Raw genomic sequence first — 19,841 nt, 5'->3', positions numbered from 1 at the left:
CTATCCCTTCAAACCGGCAAATACGGCAAAACCGCCCGCAAAAATGCGGGCGGCTCGAAAGTCGAACTTCAATGCCGCTAAACTTGACGTCAGAGAGGGCTAACCGGTTCTTCCCAAGCGTTGCCGCCGCCAAAGTCCCGGTCCTTAAATCTCCTTGCGCAGCTTGTGGACGATGCCGGCGGCCCGCGCCGCTTCCAGCTCCGTCACGGGGACCGGGCTGTATTTGGCCTTCTCGAAGAGGGCGATCAGCTTGTCGAGATCCTGCGTCAGCCAAGCGTCCTTTTCCCGCCAGCGTCCAAGGGTCTCCCGCGCGGTTTCGTGCTCCAGCACGGGGAAGCCGCGACGGCGGAAATAGCGCAGGAGCTTCTCGAACTCCTTGACGATCTGCCGGTTGTAGTTGGTCTCCGCGCGCCTGGCGGCCCGGCGGGAAGCGATACCCGGCGGAACCCAGCGGCCGCGGCGGTAGCCGGCCAGATACCAGAAGGCCGCTGCAGCGACGAGCACCACGGCCGCGGCAAGCGCAATCCAGAGCGGCGCTTGGCTGGAACCGTCACCCTTTGCGGCATCCGGCTTGGCGGAATCGTCCGGCGTCTGGTCGACGACGGGAGCTTCGGCCGGTTTCGTAGGATCGGCCGCATAGGGAACCGAGAATCCGGCGGTCGGGTCGAACGGAATCCAGCCGTATCCGCTGAAGTAGACCTCCACCCAGGAGTGGGCGTTGGAATTATGCACCGTGTAGGTGCCCGCTCCGTTCGGATCGCGCTCGCGGTAGCGGCTGGCTACATCGGGACCCTGCATTTCGTCTTCGGGATTCGAGCCGGAAGAATACCCCTTCACCCAACGGGTAGGAAGGCCGACGGCCCGGCCCATCACGGCCATGGCGGTGGAGTAATAATCGCAATAGCCTTCCTTCGTCTCGAACAGGAAGCGGTCGACGAAGTCCTTGCTGGTATTACCATCCGCCGGCGTATTGGTGTACGGGTAGGTGCTCTTCAGGTACTGCTCCAGCGCCTTCGCCTTGTCATAGGGATTGGCCGCATCCCGGGTGATCTCCCGGGCCAGATCAAGCACGCGCTCCGGAACGTCCGGCAGGCTCAGGTAGGGCTCAAGCTCGGCTTTTTCCGGATAATCGGCAGGAGCCTTGCGGAATGCCGCTTCGTCCAGAATCGGCATCTCCGAAGTGAGGGTATAGCTCTTGGGGTAACTCTCCCCCCATTGAAGCACCGAAGAGGCCGGATTCCACAGCGCCTTCGCAAGCTCCGGCTTGCCGTTCACTTCCTCGATCGAATGGACCTCGAAAGCGCCGAACAGCACCGGATACTTGGGCGATTTCTCCAGAAGGGTCACCGTCTGCTTGATGGATACGGTCTTGCGCTTGGAAGCGTCCAGTCCGTTGATGGGTCTCGGCATCCCGCGGCCGACGCCGGAAACCTCGACGAGTCCGCTGTCCGCGCCCTTCGGGTTCGTCCAGCCCTTCCCCGTATACACCGACTTGGTCTCTCCGCGCCAATAGCTGCGGCGGGTGGTCTCCACCTTGAAGACCGACGCATAGTCGTAGTCGAAGCCGCCGCCCAGCGAGGAATCGTCGCGGCTGTAGCCGGACACGGTCTTTCCCGTTCCCGACAGAATCGGGCCGGTAATCTCCTTAATCTTGCCGGAGAGTGCGACCGGCTCGCCCTCCCATCGTTTGTAGAGGGTGTACGGATCGGTCAGCACGTTGGCCACATCCGGCGCCAGCGTCCCCGCTCCGACCGTCAAGGTCAAGAGCAGCACGATCGGCGCGACGAACGAGACGGGATAATCGGCGATGTACCCCCAGCCCTCGGGACTCTTGTCCCGCAGGTTGCCGAATTGCCGGACCACGAGCAGGAACAGGCCGCACAGGATCAGCCAAGCGGCTTCGTCCCACAGATAGACCAGGCTGAAGGAATCGCGCAGCGCCATGGCGAGAACGCCGACGAGCAATGCGGCGACGATACGCTTCTTGTTGTTCATCCACCAGACGGTTGCGAGGTAGATCATCCACCCGCCGAGGCTGAACCAGAAGTAAGGGAAGAGCTGCTCTGCGTTCACCAGCAGCAATCGCCAGAGCTGCCGGGCGTTCTCGGGGTGCGCCCACACCGGCGTGTAGTCGAGGGCGATGGCATGAAAGCCGAGCAGAATCAGAAACTGCAACAGCCGAACGAGCAGCTTGTTCTTGAAGGCGGCCGCTTCCGTGACGAACACGATGGCCAAGGTGCAGTACAGGAGGAGCGTTGTCTTCGGAAGAAAGCCTCCGTCCTCCTCGCTGAACCAGTGGATGAATGCGATGAGGAACAGCCCGCTGAACAACAGGGTCAACAGCCGCGGCCACTCGGCGGCGATTCCGGACGCCAGCGCCGTGCGCAGTCTCCGGCGGCGGCGCGGCGGCGCGGATTTCCATTCCAACTGCCGCATCAGGTCCTCCCTCCCAACTGAAGCGGGAGCTCCGGCAGATTGGCTATCGGATAAGCCAGGAAGCCGCGCGCCTGCATGAACTTCACCCAAGGCCCGTGATCCTGGCCGGGCTCTGCTCCGACAAGAAGCTGGCAGCCGTTCAACTGCTTCTGGTGAATCCAGTTCATCGCCTTCCACGCCCCTCCGTTCTTCTCGGGTGTGACCAGAACGGCGAGCATGCCGGGAGCGAGGCTGCGGCCATGCTCTTCGAGGACGCGGGCGAGAGGATACATCCCGTCCGCCTCCACGCCGATCAGGTGGTCCATCATGTCGCGGTAATGCAGAGGACCCGGCTTCGGATCAAAGAGAACCGCGTCCTTGCCGACGGAGAGCAGGCCGAAGGAAAGCCTCCGCTTGCGGCCGAATTCGAGCAGCGAGGCCACCGTCGATACGGCCAGCTCGAAGCTTTCCTGGTCGGCATAGCGGTCGCTCTGCCGCTCGAGAACGATGAGCGTGCTGAGCTCGGATTCACGCTCAAATTCCTTCGACTTCCAGGTTCCGGTTCGGGCCGTCGCATTCCAATGGATGCGCGACAGGCGGTCACCGTAATTGTATTCGCGGACCCCGTTGATCTGGGTCGTTTCCCGCTGGGCCCGGGTGGTGATGGCATGGTGCTGCACGCCCCGCATCATCTGCTTCAGCCCCTTCCACTCCGGAATCGTCGCCGATTCCGGCATGACGCTGAAGGAGAACGGCAGCTCCACCCGGCCGCGGTGCTCGAAGACGCCGAACACGTCGCCCGTCGAGCATTCCGTCCGGTCGAACCGGTAATGCCCGCGGCGCAGCGGATGGGTACGGTAGACGATCTGGCCGGACCGCTTCCAGTCCGGAATCACCGTCGTCTCGAAGGTGGTGCTGCCTCTTCCCGAGTGCTGGAGGTTATCCTTTACCTTGACGTACGAGATCGGCCAGAAGCCGGGGACGCGGATATCCACCTGCACGGCGAGCGAGGTGCCCGCGCTCAGCATGTCTTTGCCCGTCCCGGCGACGCTGCGCTTTCCTTCCGTCTTGGCAATTCCGCTCCACCGGCCCAGAATCAGATACAGGCACAGGATGGTGACAATGACAAAGACCATATACGCCAGCTTACCGCCTTGAAACAGCAGGAACAGCAGGCTGATCAGAAAGAACCCGACAATGCAGGCGTACCGCCAGGGAAACGGAATTTTTTTCGGCTCCTCGCGCCGGTAGCTCAGATTCAAAAGTCATCACCTCGTTAACCGGACAGGGACCTTCACCTGCTCCAGTACGGAGTTCATGACGCTTTCGAGGGTGAGCCCTTCCAAACGGGCTTCGGAATGCAGGAGCAGCCGGTGCCCGAGCACATGAGGCGCGAGGAATTTGATGTCGTCCGGCAGGACGTAGTCGCGGCCGCGAAGGAAAGCGAGCGACCTCGCGGCATGGGTCAGCGCCAGCGTCGCGCGCGGACTCGCGCCGAGGAAGATGGCCGGATGCTCGCGGGTGCGGCGGACGACGGCGATCGCGTATTTGGCCAGCTCTTCTTCCAGGTAGACCTCGTGAATCCGCTCCTGGATGGCAAGCACATCGGCGATGCCGAGCGCCGGTTCCAGCGAGTCTACCGGATGGGCTTTGCTCTGGGAAGCGAGCATGCGATACTCGGTGGCCTCGTCGGGATAGCCGAGGCTGAACTTCAGCATGAAGCGGTCGAGCTGCGCTTCCGGCAGAATATAGGTGCCTTCGAAGTCGACCGGATTCTGGGTCGCGAGCAGCAGGAACGGCTTGGGCAGCTCATAAGGCACGCCGTCCACGGTGACGGAGCCCTCCTCCATCGCTTCCAGGAGCGCCGCCTGCGTCTTGGTCGTGGCCCGGTTGATTTCGTCGGTGAGCAGGATGTGCGTCATCACGGGGCCCGGACGGAAGATAAATTCCTCCTGCTTGGGATGGTAGATGGATACGCCGGTGATATCGGTCGGCAGCAGGTCGGGATTGCACTGAATGCGGCGGTACTGGCCGTCGATGGAGCGGGCCAGCGCTTTAATGAGAACCGTCTTGCCGGTCCCGGGCACATCCTCCAGGAGGACGTGGCCGCCGGCGAAGAAGGCGGTGAGCAGGAGCTCGATCTCTTTGCTCTTGCCGAGGATGCAGGCTTCCAGATTGCGTTTCAGGCGCTCGATTGCGGTCGTTTCTTCCTTAAGAATTCCCTCCATGAGCTGTCCTCCAATTGGGATAAGGTCGGTGTCTATATAACTCTCTTTTATGAATTTCGGATCGGACGGAAGCAAAAAACTTGTCGTATTTCCTAGTTTACAGGATTTGAAAGACTTCGTACACCGTTTCCACCCATAAAATTGTTTGGAGATTGACGCGGTATTGCAAAGCTAGAATACAAAAAATGTTATTTTGAATAACAATTTACTAACTACGGAATTCACGGTATTGTGTATCCATATTATAGTACATATGGGGAGCTGATATTGTTTTGAAAAATTAATGGGTTGTGTTCTTTCTACTGCCTTAGCATTGGTGCCACTTCAAACTGTTTTTGCCGATGATGCATCTGAATCTCTTTCGATTGAATCGACCCCAAATTCAATGGTCACTCCTTATGCAACACAATGTGTAGAGGGATGGGCATATAGAAACGTTACACCAAATTATATTAATAGCTTTGTTTTAGGCTCTTCGGGAACAAGGTATTGGAATTCAAGGAGAAGTGGCGGCGTTGTAACAATGACTTCAACGATTACGGACAGCAAAACTTTAAGCGGTTCTATTGAAGCTAGTGGTAAATTTAATATTATGGTAGTTGAAACAACTGTAAAATTATCTTCCACACTTTCCAAGACATGGACATCATCAGATTCAACTACAGTACCCGTTAATCCTGGATACGAGGGATGGAATGATTATGGTACTAATTTTAGTTCCTATTCCGGGTATTCGGTGTATGTAAATGCAGATTGCACCGAACAATATGGAACTACGGTTACGATAAAAGGAAAAACTTATGACGAAATAATTGCGAGGGAAGCATGGAGAGGTTATTTAAATTAGTTGGGCTTAGTGTTCTAATTCTTGTTGCCGGTTGTTCAAATCCGCCTCCGTCAAAATCCTTGGTATTAAGCATGGTCCAAGTTAAGGACCCCGTGTCGACAGAAACCGCTGAAGATGTGGTACAAACCGGCCTTTCATGGGAGTGGACAACGGGCGCAACCGGGACCCCCAAGCCATCCAATGTTCTCTGGTCTGAAAGCTGGGGCTCTTCGCATGTGGAGATTTTGAAATTGCCCGAGAGCAAACAGCCTCTTTATCTTGTTTCCTTATTGAGCAAGGAAAAAACGGGTTGGACCATAACGTTAATAAAGATAGTTTGTTTCACAATAAGGGTGGTATCGCATTGCCCTTACAAGATTTCATCGTCGCCAAGGGCAGAACCAATAATGCACAAGCCGATAATGTCTGGGCTTTTGCTGATGATAAGCGCGTCATCCTTATTGGCATGGAGATTCTCTCCTCTCCCTTTGCTCCACCGAACGGATTTACATCGAAGCAGGTCGGAGAACGCAAGGTCGATGTGAAAAGCAAAAACGGCAAGGGACTCCTCTTTTATAAAGATGGAACAACGCTTATTTGGGTGGGCGGGATAGCAACTGAGAAGGAATTACTCGATTTAGCCGATTCCTTGCCGGACCCCAAGACTCCTTCCTTTCCGGGCTTAAACTAAAGTTCGACTCAAACTTAATACCCTGCTTTTTGGAGACAGCACGGACCGTTGGTAGCGTGCTGTCTTCTGTAGTCTTTAACGCCGTTTTCAAGTGCCTCGCAAAGTGCCATCCGAACAGAGAAAAGAGCGGATCAAGCGGAGCCTTTCGCTCCCGGCTTGATTCGCTCCTCTTCCGAACTCATTTGAGGCTGCTTCATCCCTTGGGCTTCGCCACGAGAGCGGTCAGGAACGAGAAAATGATCGCCGCCGAAATGCCGCCGCTCGTGATCTTGAAGATCCCGGTCAGCACTCCGATCCAGCCGTTCTGGTCGAACTCGGTAATCGCGCCGTGGACCAGCGAATTGCCGAAGCTTGTGATCGGCACCGTCGCACCCGCGCCGGCGAAGGAGATGAGCGGGTCGTACCAGCCTAGCCCGTCCACCACGGCGCCGACCACCACGAGGGTCGCCATCGTGTGCGCCGGTGTCAGCTTGAAGCCGTCGATCATAAGCTGGCCGACCAGGCAGATGGCGCCGCCGACCAAAAACGCCCATAGATAATCCATCACTGTCCCCCTCCTTGTGCTTCAAAGGCTACCGCATGGGCCACGCAGGGAATGCTCTCGCCTTGTTGGTAAGACAAGGGCGACAGCAGCGCGCCGGTGGCGATGACGAGAATCCGCTTGAGCTCGCCCCGGCTCATCCGGTTGAGCAGGTGGCCGAAGGTCACCGTGGCGCAGCAGCCGCAGCCGCTCCCTCCCGCCTGCACCTGCTGCTTCTCGCGGTCGAAGATGAGCAGGCCGCAATCGGTGAAGATCGTCTGGTCGATGGCGACCTGCCGCTCGGCGAACAGATCTCGGGCGATCGAATGGCCGATCTGCGCCAGATCCCCGGTAACGATCATGTCGTAATAAGCCGGCTCCAGCGCGAAGTCCTCCAGGTGCTGCGAGATCGTATCGACCGCGGCCGGAGCCATCGCCGCGCCCATGTTGAACGGGTCCTTGATGCCCATATCGACGATCTTGCCGATGGTGGCCCGCACTACACGCGGCCCGGACCCGGATTTGCCGATCACCGCGGCACCGCCGCCGGTGACGGTGAACTGCGCCGTCGGCGGCTTCTGAGAGCCGTATTCGGTCGGGTAGCGGAACTGCTTCTCGGCGGTGCTGTTATGGCTGCAGGTGGCGGCGATCGCTTGATTAGCCGCGCCCGAGCTCACGAGCTGCGAGGCGACGGCGACGCTCTCCATGGCCGTCGAGCAAGCGCCGAACACGCCCAGGTACGGAAGGCCGATGGTCCGGGCGGCGAAGCTCGTGCTCGTGATCTGGTTCATCAAATCGCCGCCGACGTAGAAGGTGATCTGATTCTTGTCGGCCCCGGCTTTCTCGACGGCCTTGTTCACGGCCTGCTCGAGAAATTGGCGCTCGGCCAGCTCCCAGCTCTTCTGCCCGAGCCGCATGTCCTCGTGAACCTGGTCGAAGTCGGCTGCGAGCGGCCCCTTGCCCTCCTCCGGCCCCACGACGGAGGCATAGCCCTGAACGACCGGAGGTGTTTCAAAGAACCAGCTTTGTTTGCCTTGGAGCATGCTTCTCCCTCCTCTTAGTGGAATAGCCCGTGCAGAATCCCGATGAAGAACGCGGCTACGGTGCCGAACACGATGACGGCGCCGGCGACCTTGAACATATTGCCGCCGATTCCGTAGACGAGCCCTTCCGAGCGGTGCTCCATGGCCGCCGAGCAGATCGAATTGGCGAAGCCGGTTACTGGCACCGCCGTACCCGCACCCGCCCACTGGGCGAACTTGTCATAGACCCCGCAGCCCGTCAGGATGCAGGAGAGGAGGATGAGAACGGCGACCGTCGGATCGCCGGCGGTCTTTTCCGTAAAGCCCCAGGCCTTAAAGAGATGGCGAAGCAGTTCGCCGAACGTGCAGATGAGCCCGCCGACGACGAAGGCCATGATCGAATTGCGGACAATGCTGCGGGGCGGTTCCTTGGATTTGGCCAGCTCCTGGTACTTTTTCTGACTGGGCGTGGGTTGACTCTTGGTTGCCACTTCTCATCATCCTTTCTGTTGGGGTTCCCGGTTGTTGGCGAGGAGCGGGGTGAGCTGCTGAATGAGCTGCTTCAAGTCATGCGAACCCTTTTGATAGCTCTGCCGCTCTTTATCCGTCTGGGCCGTAAGGGTGTACAGATCGAGATCGGCCTGGCATTTGTGCAGCAGGGCGGTCAACAGGTTCTTGTCCGCTCCGCCGGGAAGCTCGCGGCTGTCGTCATAGAGATCCACATACAGCTTCCCGTCCGAATCCACCTGAGCCAGGTAGACCTCCTCGACGGTCGTCTTTTTCTTGTCCAGCTCCTTCTTCAGCCAGCGTTCGGACTTCTCGGCGCGTTGGAGCGCATCGGGCACCACTTTTCCTTCCATAACGACGACCCGCGCCTCCGGCTTGTCGTTTGGCGGAAGCTGGATGCCGAGCAGCTTGGCGGACAACGGCCGGTTTTCCTTCTTCAGTAAGACGTTCATGTCTCCGCTCGCTTCCAGGACCGCGTATTCCACCTCGTCCACGTCGAAGACATCCTTTTTCCGCAGCTCCTCCATCAGCTCGTCCGGCGAAAAGCGCTCCTTGCGCAGGTTTTTCTCCAGAATTTTGCCGTCCTTGATGACCTCGGTCATCGTTCCCTCGATGAGGCTTCTCAGCTTGCGGTTGCGCACGGAGATCTTCTCCAGAATGAAGGGGACCGTAAACCAGACCAGGAGGGCAAGAAAGCCGTGGAGAAAGTGCGCCTCCATGTCCGTCGAGATGAAACCGGCCAGTTCGCCGAGCGTGATGCCGAGCACATATTCGAAAAGAGTCAGCTGAGAAATCTGCTTCTTTCCCAAGATGCGCGTCAGCACAAACAGGGTCAGGATAGCGGCAAGAGAACGCCAGATAATGCCCAGCCAGCTCTCCATCAGTTTTCCCTCCTCCTACCAGACCATGGACACTCGTGTTAGTATGGGCCAAAACCCCCGGATTATGAAAAAAACGGACCCTCCGCCGAGCGGAAGATCCGTTGCTATTGGGAATGGTTGAAAATGGAGGATTCGCGCGTCTTACTCTCCCCGGAGATAAATCCGGCTCGTTTCCTCGAACAGCTCGCCCGGGGCAAGCCCGAACAGCCCGATTTCATCGGCGGGAAGCGCAACGTTCGGCGCGTTGACCAGATTCATCTGCGGTTCCGGGCAGAAGAAGCTGCCACATGCGCCGTTGTTCCAGATCATCCACTGCTTATAGGCGGTGCCGGCGTCGTACACCAGCGTGAGCCCGGTCCGGGTGTCGGTCAGCTCCATCCGGTTGCGCCCGCCTTGCGGCTTCGCCGTATAATGGTTGTCCATGGCGGCGAAGTACGGACTGACGCCCTCGTCCTGCAGCTTCCGTTCGTTGGCGTCCAGCTCCTGAAACCGTCCCGTCGGCAGCATCCGATCATTCAGCTCCCAGCGCTCGCCGATGGTCACTTTTACCCGGCAATCTTCGGCGGTGCTGCCCGGCGCAAAAGGAGCGTTGACCGCCGTATGGAAGGCGAGCAGGCAGGGCATGGTCTCGCTGCCCAGGTTGCGGATCAGCACATGCTGGGATAGGCCCAGCTCCGGGTGCAGGGTGTAGCGAAGCTGGAAGACAAACGTAAACGGCAGGTATTGGAAGGCCGGGTGATGCTCGTCTACCTTGACCGAAACGACCACGAAGCTCTCTTCGCCGTTCACGCCCATCTGGTCCACGTTCCAGGCAGCGGTATGCAGGAAGCCGTGCAGATGGTTGCCGGTCTTTTCTTCATTCACCGGAAAATTCAAAATGCGGCCGTTCCAAGGGAACTTGCCGTCCTCGTAGCGGTTTGGAGGAAACAGCACGGGGATGCCGTGCACGCCGGGATTGGCCCTGAAGACTTCCATGTCGTCCGGCTCCCGCAGGAAACGGAAGTTCTGCTCGGTATCGCGGAACGCGATCAGGTTGCCGCCGATCTGCGGCAGGAGGGCCGCCTCGTAGCGTCCCGCTTTCAGCCAGACGGCAGTCTCGCCTTGGTAATCGCCCAGAAAGGCGTCGGTGCGGTTATTCATCGGTCAAAAAAGCTCCTTTCGCCGGCTGCGGCTGCGCCGTAGGCTTGTCCGCCGGCTCTTATATCGTATATGCGCAATACCGGAGGCCCCGGTTAAACGCTTTCGGGGCTCCGGCCGGTGCGTCGGTCAGTCCAGCACCAACAGCACCATCACGAGAAGCACGAACAGAAGAAGGATGAGGAGGAGGAAGGCCTCGTCACGGTTCATTCGGAAACGCCCCAATCGAAAAAAACGTCTGTGCGATAACGTATTCCCCTGAGCCCGCATCCGGCAGGGCAGTTGCCTAAAGCCTTTTTCCCCGATTCACCTATTCCGTTCTTCCCCATAACAGACGGCCGAAGCCGCTACTCACAAAAGCCGTTCGCCTTCAGCCAGGTTCCGCAAACGGCCGTCCAGGAGCGCACATGCTCGTCCTCGGAGGCCAGGCCCAAACCATGGTGGCCCTTCTCGAACACATGCAGATCGAACGGCACTCCGTGCCGATGCAGCGCCGAAGCAAACCGCAGGCTGTTCTGGACGCTTACAGCGCCGTCGTCGGAGGTGTGCCACAGGAAAGTCGGCGGCGTATCCTCCGTGACGTTGTCTTCGCCGCACATCGCGGACAACAGCTCCTCGGACGGATTCGGCCCGAGCAGGTTCTCGCGGGAGCCTTCGTGCGTGACGCCGTCCCTCATGCTGATGACCGGATAGCACAGCACGGCGAGATCGGGCCGGCTGGACTCGCGCTCGATCGGATCGGCGGCTTCGGCGTTGCCGCCGTCATAATGCGTCGCCGCCGTCGAAGCCAAATGGCCGCCGGCGGAAAATCCGAGGACGCCGACACGGCCGGTATCGATCTGCCACTCCTCCGCCTTGCTGCGAACGTAACGGATCGCCCGCTGAACGTCCCACAGCGGCGCCGGATGCCGGTAAGGGGCAACCCGGTAGCGAAGGACGAACGCGGAGATGCCGAGGGCATTGAGCCAAAGGGCGATCGGTTCGCCCTCATGGTCGGCCCGCATGGCATAGCCGCCTCCCGGGCAGACCACGACGGCGGCCCGCTTGCCGCCTTCCGGTCCGCCGACAAGATAAGGCGTGAGAGCCGGCTTGTCCTCGCCGCCGGTGCCGGTCGCATTCGGCGCTCCGAGCGGCCAAAGCAACTCTTCCATATTTCTTTCCTCCTGACTGACTTTCTGAACACGCTTACTTGGGTCTTGCTCATTTCACCTTATCGCAAATCCTCGGCTCTGACAAGGCGCGATTGCCATAGAAAAAACCGCCGGAGGGTCCGGCGGCTGGAGCGAAGATTGGACGGTCGAATCGAAGGACTTGCTCGGCAAAGCGGCAGAAGGAAAAGCAGCTTACTCCTCGCCGCTTCTCCCTTCCGCCAGCCGGCGGCCGCGCCATTTGACGGGGGCCTCGCCCATCGCCTTGCGAAACATCTTCGAGAACAGGAACGGGTCCTCGTATCCCACCGACCGGGCGATGTCGCCGATCTGCAGCTCAGGCACCAACAGCATGTCGCAAGCGATCTCCATCCGGCAGCGGATCAGAAATTGCTGCGGCGAGGTGTGCATCCGCTTCTTGAATACGGCGTGAAGGTGCTTGCGGTCCACACCGGCATAGCGGGCGATGTCCGCCACGCTGATCTTGCGGGAATAATTCTTATGGATGAACTCGATCGCCCGGCGGGTGTATTCGTCCGCCGGGCTCTGCTCCGGCGGCGCGGCTCGGCTAGAAGATGCAGCTTCGATCATCTGCCAGATCAGGTCGTACAGGATACCGGTCCATTTCAAATCGTCGTTGGCCTTGGGCGAGTTGGCCTCGCGGAAATGCTCCCGCCTCTCCTTGGATAGCATTCCATCCGGGCAACGAAAGACCGGGTGCCGGGCATCGAGCCCCGCCCTGCGCAGGAATTCCTCGGCCTTGAGGCCGCTGAAGCCAACCCAGACATAATGCCATGGGTCAACGGAATCGGCCCGATAATCGACCAGCGTTTCCGGAAAGATGGCAAAGCCTTGTCCCTCTTCCAGCTCGTGGGTGCTGTCGCCGAGCGTAAAGCTGCCTTTTCCGGACAGGATAAAATGAATGACGAAATGATCGCGCAGCCCCGGCCCCCAGCGGTGCCCCGGCGTGCAGGCGTGATCGCCGCTATAATAATAAATCAGCTCGCTGTTCGCTCCGAGTCGGCTGGCGAGCGGAATGTCGAAACGCTGAACCACAGGATCGGCCCCTTTTTTGGAATACCGACATTATACCATTGCAAGCGGAACTCAGACCATGTCCCGTTTGTCCCAAACGCGTTATAATGGTTGCATTTGAAATGAGGAGGCCGCTGTCGTGTCCATTCAATATGAAGAAAAAAACCGGCTGTTCGTGCTGGAAACCCGGCGGACGTCTTACGCCATGGCCGTTAACGGCGACAACCGGCTGCAGCATCTCTACTGGGGAGAAAAGCTGCCCTACGCATCCGATTATACGCTCACGGCGGTTCCCGAGCTCGCTTCCCAGGAATCGACGCTCGATGTCGCGAGCTTGGAATATCCCGGCTGGGCGGGCATTTATTATGCCGAGCCCTGCTTAAAAACGACTTTCGCCGACGGCGTGCGCGACGTGGTTCTCGAGGTTGCGGGGCATCGAGTCGCCGAAGGAGCCGCTCCGGAGCTGTGCATTGAGCTGCGGGACGCCCGCTACGGGCTCGCCGTGGAGCTGCATTACCGGATTTACGAGGAGCTGGATCTGATCGAGCGCTGGGTCGTCCTGACAAACGGCGGGGATCGGGCCGTCGCCGTCGAGAGCGCGCAATCGGCGCAATGGAGCGTGCCGGGCAATCACTCCTACCGGTTCACCCACCTCGCGGGCAAGTATTTCCACGAAATGCAGCTTCGGCGGGTTCCGCTTACGGAAGGCAAGAAGGTAATCGAAAGCCGCCGCTCCAACACGGGCCACCACCAGAATCCGTGGTTTGCGCTCGACCGCGGCAACGCGACCGAAACCGCCGGCCCTGTCTGGTTCGGAGCGCTGGCTTGGAGCGGAAGCTGGAAGATCACGGCGGAAGTCACGCCGTTCTATGAGGTGCGCGTCACCGGCGGCATGAACGATTTCGACTTCGGCTACCGGCTGGAGCCGGGCGCGAAGCTGGAAACGCCCGCGTTTATCGGCGGCTTCAGCGCCGAGGGCTTCGGCGAAGCCAGCCGGCTGCTGCACCGGCACCAGCTGACAAACGTGCTGCCCAAGGAGCATGCAGGGAACCTGCGCAAGGTACTGTACAACTCCTGGGAAGCCACCTATTTCGATGTGAGCGAGAAGGATCAAGGTGCCATCGCCGAAAAAGCGGCCGCCATGGGCGTGGAACTCTTCGTCGTCGACGACGGATGGTTCGGCCAGCGCCATCACGACCGCGCCGGGCTGGGCGATTGGTACGTCAATCCGGATAAGTTTCCGAACGGTCTGAAGCCGCTGATCGACCGGGTTCACGGCCTCGGCATGGATTTCGGCATCTGGGTCGAGCCCGAGATGGTCAATCCGGACAGCGACCTGTACCGCGCCCATCCGGACTGGGTAATTCATTTCCCCGGGCGCGCCCGCACCGAAGCCCGCAATCAGCTCATGCTGAACCTGGCCCGGCGGGATGTCCGCGAATACATCTTCGATTTCATGAATCGCCTGCTCTCCGACCACGATATCCAGTTCGTCAAATGGGACATGAACCGGCCGATCAGCGAACCCGGCTGGCCCGAGCTGCCGGCGGACCGGCAGAAGGAAATTTGGGTCGAATACGTCCGCGGCCTCTACGAGATCGTCGACCGGCTCAAGGCGGCGCATCCGGCGGTCGTCTTCGAAAGCTGCTCCAGCGGCGGCGGCCGCGTCGATCTGGGCATCCTGCGCCGCATGGACCAGACCTGGCCGAGCGACAATACCAATGCGCTGGAACGGCTGAAGATCCAAGAGGGCTACTCCTACGGCTACGCCGCCAAAACCATGATGGCTTGGGTCACCGACAACTCGGCCGACTGGCTGCCGCTCTCCTACCGCTTCCACTGTGCGATGATGGGCTCGCTCGGCATCGGCGGCAACCTGCATCACTGGAGCGACGAGAAGCTGGCCGAAGCCACTCGCCTGATCGGCGATTACAAGGCCATTCGCCATCTGGTTCAGGAGGGCTTGCTGTACCGGCTGCTCTCTCCCGGCGAAGGCAAACAGACGACCGCCGTTCAGTACGTCGCTCCGGACCAAACCGAAGCGGTGCTGTTCGTGCTCGCCGTGCATCAATCGAACGCCGATCCCCTGCCGCCGGTCTACCTGCAGGGCTTGGAGCCCGACCGCCTGTACCGGGTCGACGGCCAGGACCGTCCGGTCAGCGGCCGCAGCCTGATGAGCCAGGGGCTGCCGGTCCGGTTGGAAGGTGCCTTCCAGAGCCGCCTGATCCGTATTGCCTCGGTGTAAGCGAGAGATAGCCGCGCTTAACGCCTCGAATAAAGAAACGCCAAACCGCCTCGCCCCTGCTTCCGGCATGGGGTCGAGGCGGTTTGTTAGGTTTAGGCCCCGGGAGGCGGGACGGGCTCTCCGAGGTCTCTGGCTCCCCGGACTGCTGGACGTGCTGCACGAGCCCTCCAGAGTCTCGGCTATCCAGAGTCTCGGCTTTCCGGGCCGCGGTTTTCCGGGCGGCCCCGCGACTGGGCCGGAAGCGGCAGGCCACGTCTCAGCCCTTGCGCCTGATCCCTCGTCCGCCCTTGGCGGATGAACCCGCCAGGAGCCGATCCACGAGCCGCGCGAATCTTCCGGCTCGCCCGGCGTCTGCGTCCGGCGCGGCGGACGATCCGGCTTCCGCGCCGTAGCGCTCCCGTTCGTAGCGCCGGACAAATTCGCGGAGCTCGTCCTCCTCCGCCTGCGCTTCGGGAAGCTCGGCGATCAGGCGACGGGCGTATTCCCGGGGGGTCTCCTCCGGCCGGACTTCCTTCCCTTTCGCCGCCATTCCCCGCAGCAGCGATTGATAGATTCGCCGGAGGCCCGCTACTCCCGGCGCGAATGCCAGTCGCTTCCCCGGCTCGGCTGCCCGGCTGCGGCGGATGCTCACTTGGAGGGAAGGCGGCTGAGCCTCCCTGCGGGGCCGGTGGCGCTTCACGACGACAAGGATGCCGACGACGACGAGCAGGACGAGGCCGATCGTGACGAAGCCCGGCAGATGGGAGAAAGATTGGACCTCTTCCGGATGGTTCCATTCGGGGGGAAGAACCGTCCCCTCCTCCGCCGGGGAGGGGGTCGGTTCGAGAGGCCTCTGATGTATCTGCCGCGTTACCCGTTCAAGCAGAGCGAGGGCGTAGGCGCCGATTGAGCTGAGTCCGTAGCCCAGCACCGGAAACACAAGGGCGAGCAGCAGGAGCAGCACCGCTGCCGCTGCCACCAGCAGCAGGCCGCGCATTCGGAAGCTCCAGGCCCCGCTGGCCAGCTTCTGGGCATAGACCAGGCTGAAGCCGCGGAGGAGCAGGTATAGGACCACGGCAAAGATCAACAAGGAAGGATCGCCGCTTTGCCGGAAGGCGATCAGGGTAAGAACGGGGATCACCGCGCATTCCCAGAGAAAATACCGCCGGGTCTGCTCCTCCGAGGGTTCCGGATCGGCCAAGGAGAATCCGACGCGGACGGTGAACAGATAGCCGAGCGCGGCCTCCCAGACCAGGAAGCCGGTATCGGCGACCCCGGCGAGCATCAACCACGCTCCTAGCGAGGTGACCGATATGCCGGCGATCCAGCCGCTTTGGCCGGTGAAGCGGCGGCCCACTTCCGTCATGAGCAGGCCCACGAAGAGCAGGAACGGCACAAACGCCAAGAGCATGTGCCGCTCCAAGCCTCCCGCGCGGCCGGCGAACAGCAGCAGGCCGCAGAGCAGGACCAGGCTCTCCAGGAACAGCTGCGGCAGCAGCCGCAGTCTGCCGCCTTCGTTGCGTACAGCGGAGCTCATGCGTTTGCCGCCTCCCGTTCGTTTAACGTCTCGGCCTTGCCGGACTCACCCGTTCCCTCAGTCGATCCGGCAGCCTTCCGAGCGGGGACGGCTTCGGCGATATGCACGGAGCACCCGTGCCGTCTCAGCTCCGTAAGCGCTGCGTCCGCTTCCGGCGTTCGAAAGTCCGTAACGAGCACCAGGGTATCGCCCGGGCGGATCAGCCGCTGGGCCGACCGAACCAATTCCGCTAAGGAATGAGCGGGATGGCGGGAGATCGAACCGAGCCGGTTGGCTATGCGCTCCCTCTGAACCAGTCCCGGAGCGGGAGGCAGATAGAGGCCGCCTCCCAGGCTGTCCGTGAGGTTGGTCAGGAAGCCCGCCTCGGCCCGCTCCGCAAGCAGCGCGTCGGCCACCTGCAGGACGCGCTCGCACAGCCTGTCCAATCGCTCGCGCGAGGCGACCATCCAGAAGTCGCCGTTCATCTGGCCGTTCAACAGAAGAAGAACCCGCGATTCGGTGGTATGTCCGAACTGCTTGACCATCAGTCCGCCGGTGCGCGCCGTCGCGTACCAGCTGACGCTGCGCAGCGGGTCTCCGCTGCGATAGGCGCGCACGCCGGTGAACAGGCTGGGGTCTTCCTGATCGTAGCGGCGCACGCGGATGTCGCCGACCAGCCCATTCATCAGCCTTCCGACGGGTTCGGCGGCGAGCCGCCTTGGCCGGACGACAACCAGTGCTTGCGGATAGACCGTCCGATCGTCGTGGCGCAGACCGAACATATCGGTGAAATGCAGCTCGGCCTGATTCCAGCGCGCCACTCCCCGGCGAGCGGCATAGACGGTCAGCGCAAGCTCCGCCGTCTGCCGAGGAAGCAGGTAAGTGGTGAGCCGGACCCGTCCGTCTCCCCCTCCCTCTTCCCGGATCGCCAGCTCATCGGGCAGTTGGAAATCCAGCCGCACGCGGGGACAAGGCAGAGCGGTCGGATTGGTCAACCGGATTCGGAGCTCGACCGCTTCTCCCGGATCGGCGGTCTCCTTTACCGGACCGGCCTCCAGCCGCACGCGGGGATAGACTCTCCGCTGCCAATAGTCAGGAGCAACCCAAAAACCCGCCAGCAGCATAACAAGGGCAAGCCACAGCAGAAACCACATGGCGAATGCTACCCCCTTCCCCGGCGGTCGGGAGCCATCGCTTTGCCACATGTTCGGCCGCCATCGTTCGGAAGCGGCCTCATACCGGCCGACTCTCCAACTCCGAGGGTACCGGGATGCGGCTGAGGAGCTCGGTCAGCGCCCGCTCCTCGGTCATTCCCCGCGCCCGGCGCTCCGGCGTCACTTGCATGCGGTGCGACAGCACAGGAATGACGCCCTGCTTCACGTCGTCCGGGACCACATAGTCGCGGCCGTCCAGCCAAGCGAACGCCTGGGCGATGGCGACGAGCGCAAGTCCGGCGCGTGGACTCGCGCCGATCAGGAAGTTTTCTTCCTCGCGAGTCGCGCGCAGAAGATCGAGCAGATACCCTTCCACATCGCCCGACAGCCGAACCGCGCGGCAGGCAAGCCGACTTTCCCCAAGCTGCTCGGGCGTGAGGACCGCAAGCGGCGTTTCCGGCTCCGTGTCCGACCGGAACCGGCGCAAAATCTGTGCCTCCTGCCCGCGCGTCGGATAGCCCAGCCGCACCTTGACGAGGAAGCGGTCGAGCTGAGCCTCCGGCAGCGGAAAGACCCCTTGCGATTCGATCGGATTCTGCGTGGCGATGACGAAGAACGGCTCCTCCAGCTTTTCCGTTAAGCCGTCCAGGCTGATCTGCCCCTCGGCCATCGCCTCCAAGAGAGCCGAGGCCGTGCGCGGCGTCGCCCGATTGATCTCATCGAACAGCAAAAACTGCGTGAAGATCGGTCCCTTGCGCAGGATAAACTCGCCGGAATGCGGCTGATACACCAGCCCTCCGAGCAGATCTTGCGGCAGCAGGTCCGGCGTCGCCTGCACCCGGGTAAACCGGGTGTCGAAGGCGTGCGCGAGCGCCTTGGCGAGCGTGGTCTTGCCGGTTCCCGGCACATCCTCCAGCAGGACATGCCCCTCCGCGAGCAGCGCCGCCGCGATCAACCGGATCGCTTCCTCCTGGCCGACCACCTGCTTGCCTACTTCCGCGCATAGGCGCGTATAAAACTCGTTGGTTCTCCCCATCGCTACCCTTCTCCGCTCTTTTTTTATTTAATTCTGCTTTCCTTATCCTCCCAGTATAGCAGAGACGCCGGTTTGTTTCGATTTTCTTAAAAAGTTGCCGGAGCGCCTCCGGAATCGGCATGGTACAATGGGGTCGATTGGTTCAGAATGGAAAATCGGTCCCCAGGCGGTGACACCGGTGAAACAGACCCTGCACATCCAGGCAGCGATTCGAGCGATTGAGCTCAATCTGGCGGAGGATTTTCCCATTGATGCCGTAGCTCGGCTAAGCCATGTATCGCCGATGCAGCTCTACCGCGATTTCTATCAGCTCACCGGGCATTCGGTGAAGGATTACATCCGCAAACGGCGCTTGTCCGAGGCTCTGGCGCGGGTAAAGCATTCGGACCGGAGCCTGGCCGAGATTGCTTATGCAAGCGGATACAGCTCTCAGCAAGCCTTCTGCCGCCAGGTGAAGGCGTCGACCGGACTCACGCCGCTGGAATACAAAGCAAGCGAAAGCCACTACTATTTCCCCATGTTCAACAACGAGCGGAAACGGCAAATCTCCCTGGCCACCGAGACCATCCCGCCGACTCTGCGTCTCGTCTACACCCACGATCAGCTTCAGGGAATCGAGAACTGCGCCGTCGCTTCTCTCTTCTCCCTGCTGCCCGGCTACAGCGGCCGCTTGTTCGGCCGAAACGGAAATCCGCCGGACAGCCGCATCGGCTACGAACTGTACATCCAAGCCGACGATGAACCCGAAGAAATCCGCCAAAAGCTGGCGGGCAGCGCGTTCACGGAAATCGCCTCCATGCCGGCCATGACCGCCGCCTTCGCTAAGACCGGATCGAAAAACCGCGAGGACGAAATCAACGCCGCCTGGAACGACTTGTACACGGACTGGCTGACGACCAGCATGTTCGTGCAGGCCGACTTGCCTTATTTTGAGGAATATCTGCACAAGAACGGAGAAGTCCGCAAGGTCGTCTTGTATTTGCCGGTAAGAAAGCGGAACGATTACCCCCGTATCCGTGTGACCTCGTGCGGGGAGAGGAGCTTCCTGGTCTCGCGCAAAACCGGCAAGGATGCCGAAAACGAGGCGTCGCAAGCCGTCATGGGCTTTCTTATGGCGCAGTATCCCAAGCTCGCCGGGAGCGCGAACCGGTTCTACGTGGCGAAGGACGGGACGGCCTGCGTCTGCGGCATTCAACTGGACGGCGAGCTCGCTCTTCCTCCGGACAGCGGGCTTGAACGGATGCGCATCGGCCCCGGGGCTTTCGCGGTGCTGGACGGTGACTGCTGCGGAGACAGCGGGTTGTATGAAGCGATTTTGCAGAACTGGACAGCGGACAACCGCATGCGCCGCGACGACCGCACGCCGATCTTCGCCGTCTACGAAACCGGCGGAAGCTTCGCCCCGGAGAACATTCGAACGAAGGTTTACCTCCGCTTGCAAATAGGATAAGAATTGATAATACGCCGAGGCGTCGATCAGGTAGCCTAAAGCTATCAATCG

Annotated in this window: 17 protein-coding genes; 4 read left to right on the top strand and 13 right to left on the bottom strand. The window is 60.7% G+C overall.

Annotated features, from left to right (window positions below):
- Nucleotides 1-144 precede the first annotated feature (144 nt).
- From ACSEXS_RS10860 to ACSEXS_RS10850, 3 genes are read right to left on the bottom strand one after another with little or no spacing between them, the layout of a single operon-like run.
- Entirely contained in the window at nt 145-2,436 is a 2,292-nt protein-coding gene (locus ACSEXS_RS10860; RefSeq protein ID WP_438433250.1) for a DUF4129 domain-containing transglutaminase family protein, read from the bottom strand.
- Nucleotides 2,436-3,677: a DUF58 domain-containing protein gene (locus ACSEXS_RS10855; protein WP_438433249.1), complete on the bottom strand. Its 1,242-nt coding sequence runs from the start codon at nt 3,675-3,677 to the stop codon at nt 2,436-2,438. The genes ACSEXS_RS10860 and ACSEXS_RS10855 overlap by 1 nt, the downstream gene beginning before the upstream one ends.
- A 6-nt stretch (nt 3,678-3,683) precedes the next feature.
- Nucleotides 3,684-4,643: an AAA family ATPase gene (locus ACSEXS_RS10850; protein ID WP_438433248.1), complete on the bottom strand. Its 960-nt coding sequence runs from the start codon at nt 4,641-4,643 to the stop codon at nt 3,684-3,686.
- Between the two features lie 283 nt (nt 4,644-4,926).
- Between ACSEXS_RS10850 and ACSEXS_RS10845 the strand changes: the two genes are divergently transcribed.
- Both ACSEXS_RS10845 and ACSEXS_RS10840 read left to right on the top strand, forming a co-directional pair.
- A complete protein-coding gene (locus tag ACSEXS_RS10845; protein WP_438433247.1) occupies nt 4,927-5,490 on the top strand; it encodes a hypothetical protein in 564 nt (187 codons plus the stop codon).
- 289 nt (nt 5,491-5,779) lie between these two features.
- On the top strand, nt 5,780-6,160 hold the full coding sequence (locus ACSEXS_RS10840; protein ID WP_438433246.1) for a hypothetical protein: 381 nt from the start codon (nt 5,780-5,782) through the stop codon (nt 6,158-6,160).
- Nucleotides 6,161-6,353: 193 nt separating this feature from the next.
- Here the strand turns inward: ACSEXS_RS10840 and spoVAE are convergent, their stop codons facing one another.
- The 7 genes from spoVAE to ACSEXS_RS10805 form a co-directional block, all read right to left on the bottom strand.
- Nucleotides 6,354-6,704 (bottom strand): stage V sporulation protein AE, encoded by a 351-nt coding sequence (gene spoVAE, locus ACSEXS_RS10835; RefSeq protein ID WP_438433245.1) that lies wholly within the window; start codon nt 6,702-6,704, stop codon nt 6,354-6,356.
- Complete coding sequence (spoVAD, locus tag ACSEXS_RS10830; RefSeq protein WP_438433244.1) at nt 6,704-7,723, bottom strand: stage V sporulation protein AD; 1,020 nt, start codon at nt 7,721-7,723, stop codon at nt 6,704-6,706. The genes spoVAE and spoVAD overlap by 1 nt, the downstream gene beginning before the upstream one ends.
- A gap of 14 nt (nt 7,724-7,737) precedes the next feature.
- Complete coding sequence (spoVAC, locus tag ACSEXS_RS10825; protein WP_438433243.1) at nt 7,738-8,193, bottom strand: stage V sporulation protein AC; 456 nt, start codon at nt 8,191-8,193, stop codon at nt 7,738-7,740.
- Nucleotides 8,194-8,199: 6 nt separating this feature from the next.
- On the bottom strand, nt 8,200-9,090 hold the full coding sequence (locus tag ACSEXS_RS10820; RefSeq protein ID WP_438433242.1) for a DUF421 domain-containing protein: 891 nt from the start codon (nt 9,088-9,090) through the stop codon (nt 8,200-8,202).
- Nucleotides 9,091-9,231: 141 nt separating this feature from the next.
- Complete coding sequence (locus ACSEXS_RS10815) at nt 9,232-10,230, bottom strand: aldose 1-epimerase (protein WP_438433241.1); 999 nt, start codon at nt 10,228-10,230, stop codon at nt 9,232-9,234.
- A 344-nt stretch (nt 10,231-10,574) separates the two neighbouring features.
- Nucleotides 10,575-11,378, bottom strand: coding sequence for an alpha/beta hydrolase (locus ACSEXS_RS10810; RefSeq protein ID WP_438433240.1), 804 nt, complete (start codon nt 11,376-11,378; stop codon nt 10,575-10,577).
- A gap of 192 nt (nt 11,379-11,570) precedes the next feature.
- Nucleotides 11,571-12,431: an AraC family transcriptional regulator gene (locus ACSEXS_RS10805; RefSeq protein WP_438433239.1), complete on the bottom strand. Its 861-nt coding sequence runs from the start codon at nt 12,429-12,431 to the stop codon at nt 11,571-11,573.
- Nucleotides 12,432-12,549: 118 nt separating this feature from the next.
- Here ACSEXS_RS10805 and ACSEXS_RS10800 point away from each other — a divergent pair, with 118 nt between their 5' ends.
- The gene (locus ACSEXS_RS10800) at nt 12,550-14,655 is read left to right on the top strand and encodes an alpha-galactosidase (RefSeq protein ID WP_438433238.1); all 2,106 of its coding nucleotides are present in this window, start codon (nt 12,550-12,552) and stop codon (nt 14,653-14,655) included.
- 256 nt (nt 14,656-14,911) lie between these two features.
- Here the strand turns inward: ACSEXS_RS10800 and ACSEXS_RS10795 are convergent, their stop codons facing one another.
- The 3 genes from ACSEXS_RS10795 to ACSEXS_RS10785 form a co-directional block, all read right to left on the bottom strand.
- Nucleotides 14,912-16,171: a DUF4129 domain-containing protein gene (locus ACSEXS_RS10795; RefSeq protein WP_438433237.1), complete on the bottom strand. Its 1,260-nt coding sequence runs from the start codon at nt 16,169-16,171 to the stop codon at nt 14,912-14,914.
- On the bottom strand, nt 16,168-17,304 hold the full coding sequence (locus ACSEXS_RS10790) for a DUF58 domain-containing protein (protein ID WP_438433236.1): 1,137 nt from the start codon (nt 17,302-17,304) through the stop codon (nt 16,168-16,170). Before ACSEXS_RS10790 ends, ACSEXS_RS10795 begins: the two co-directional genes overlap by 4 nt.
- 79 nt (nt 17,305-17,383) lie before the next feature.
- A complete protein-coding gene (locus ACSEXS_RS10785; RefSeq protein ID WP_438433235.1) occupies nt 17,384-18,340 on the bottom strand; it encodes an AAA family ATPase in 957 nt (318 codons plus the stop codon).
- 178 nt (nt 18,341-18,518) lie between these two features.
- Here ACSEXS_RS10785 and ACSEXS_RS10780 point away from each other — a divergent pair, with 178 nt between their 5' ends.
- Complete coding sequence (locus ACSEXS_RS10780) at nt 18,519-19,790, top strand: helix-turn-helix domain-containing protein (RefSeq protein WP_438433234.1); 1,272 nt, start codon at nt 18,519-18,521, stop codon at nt 19,788-19,790.
- Nucleotides 19,791-19,841: the final 51 nt, after the last annotated feature.

It is taken from the genome of Gorillibacterium terrae (assembly GCF_051594785.1).
Classification (GTDB): Bacteria; Bacillota; Bacilli; order Paenibacillales; family NBRC-103111; genus Gorillibacterium.
The sequence above is the reverse complement of the archived record's forward strand: the minus strand, read 5'-3'. Positions and strand labels throughout refer to the sequence as shown.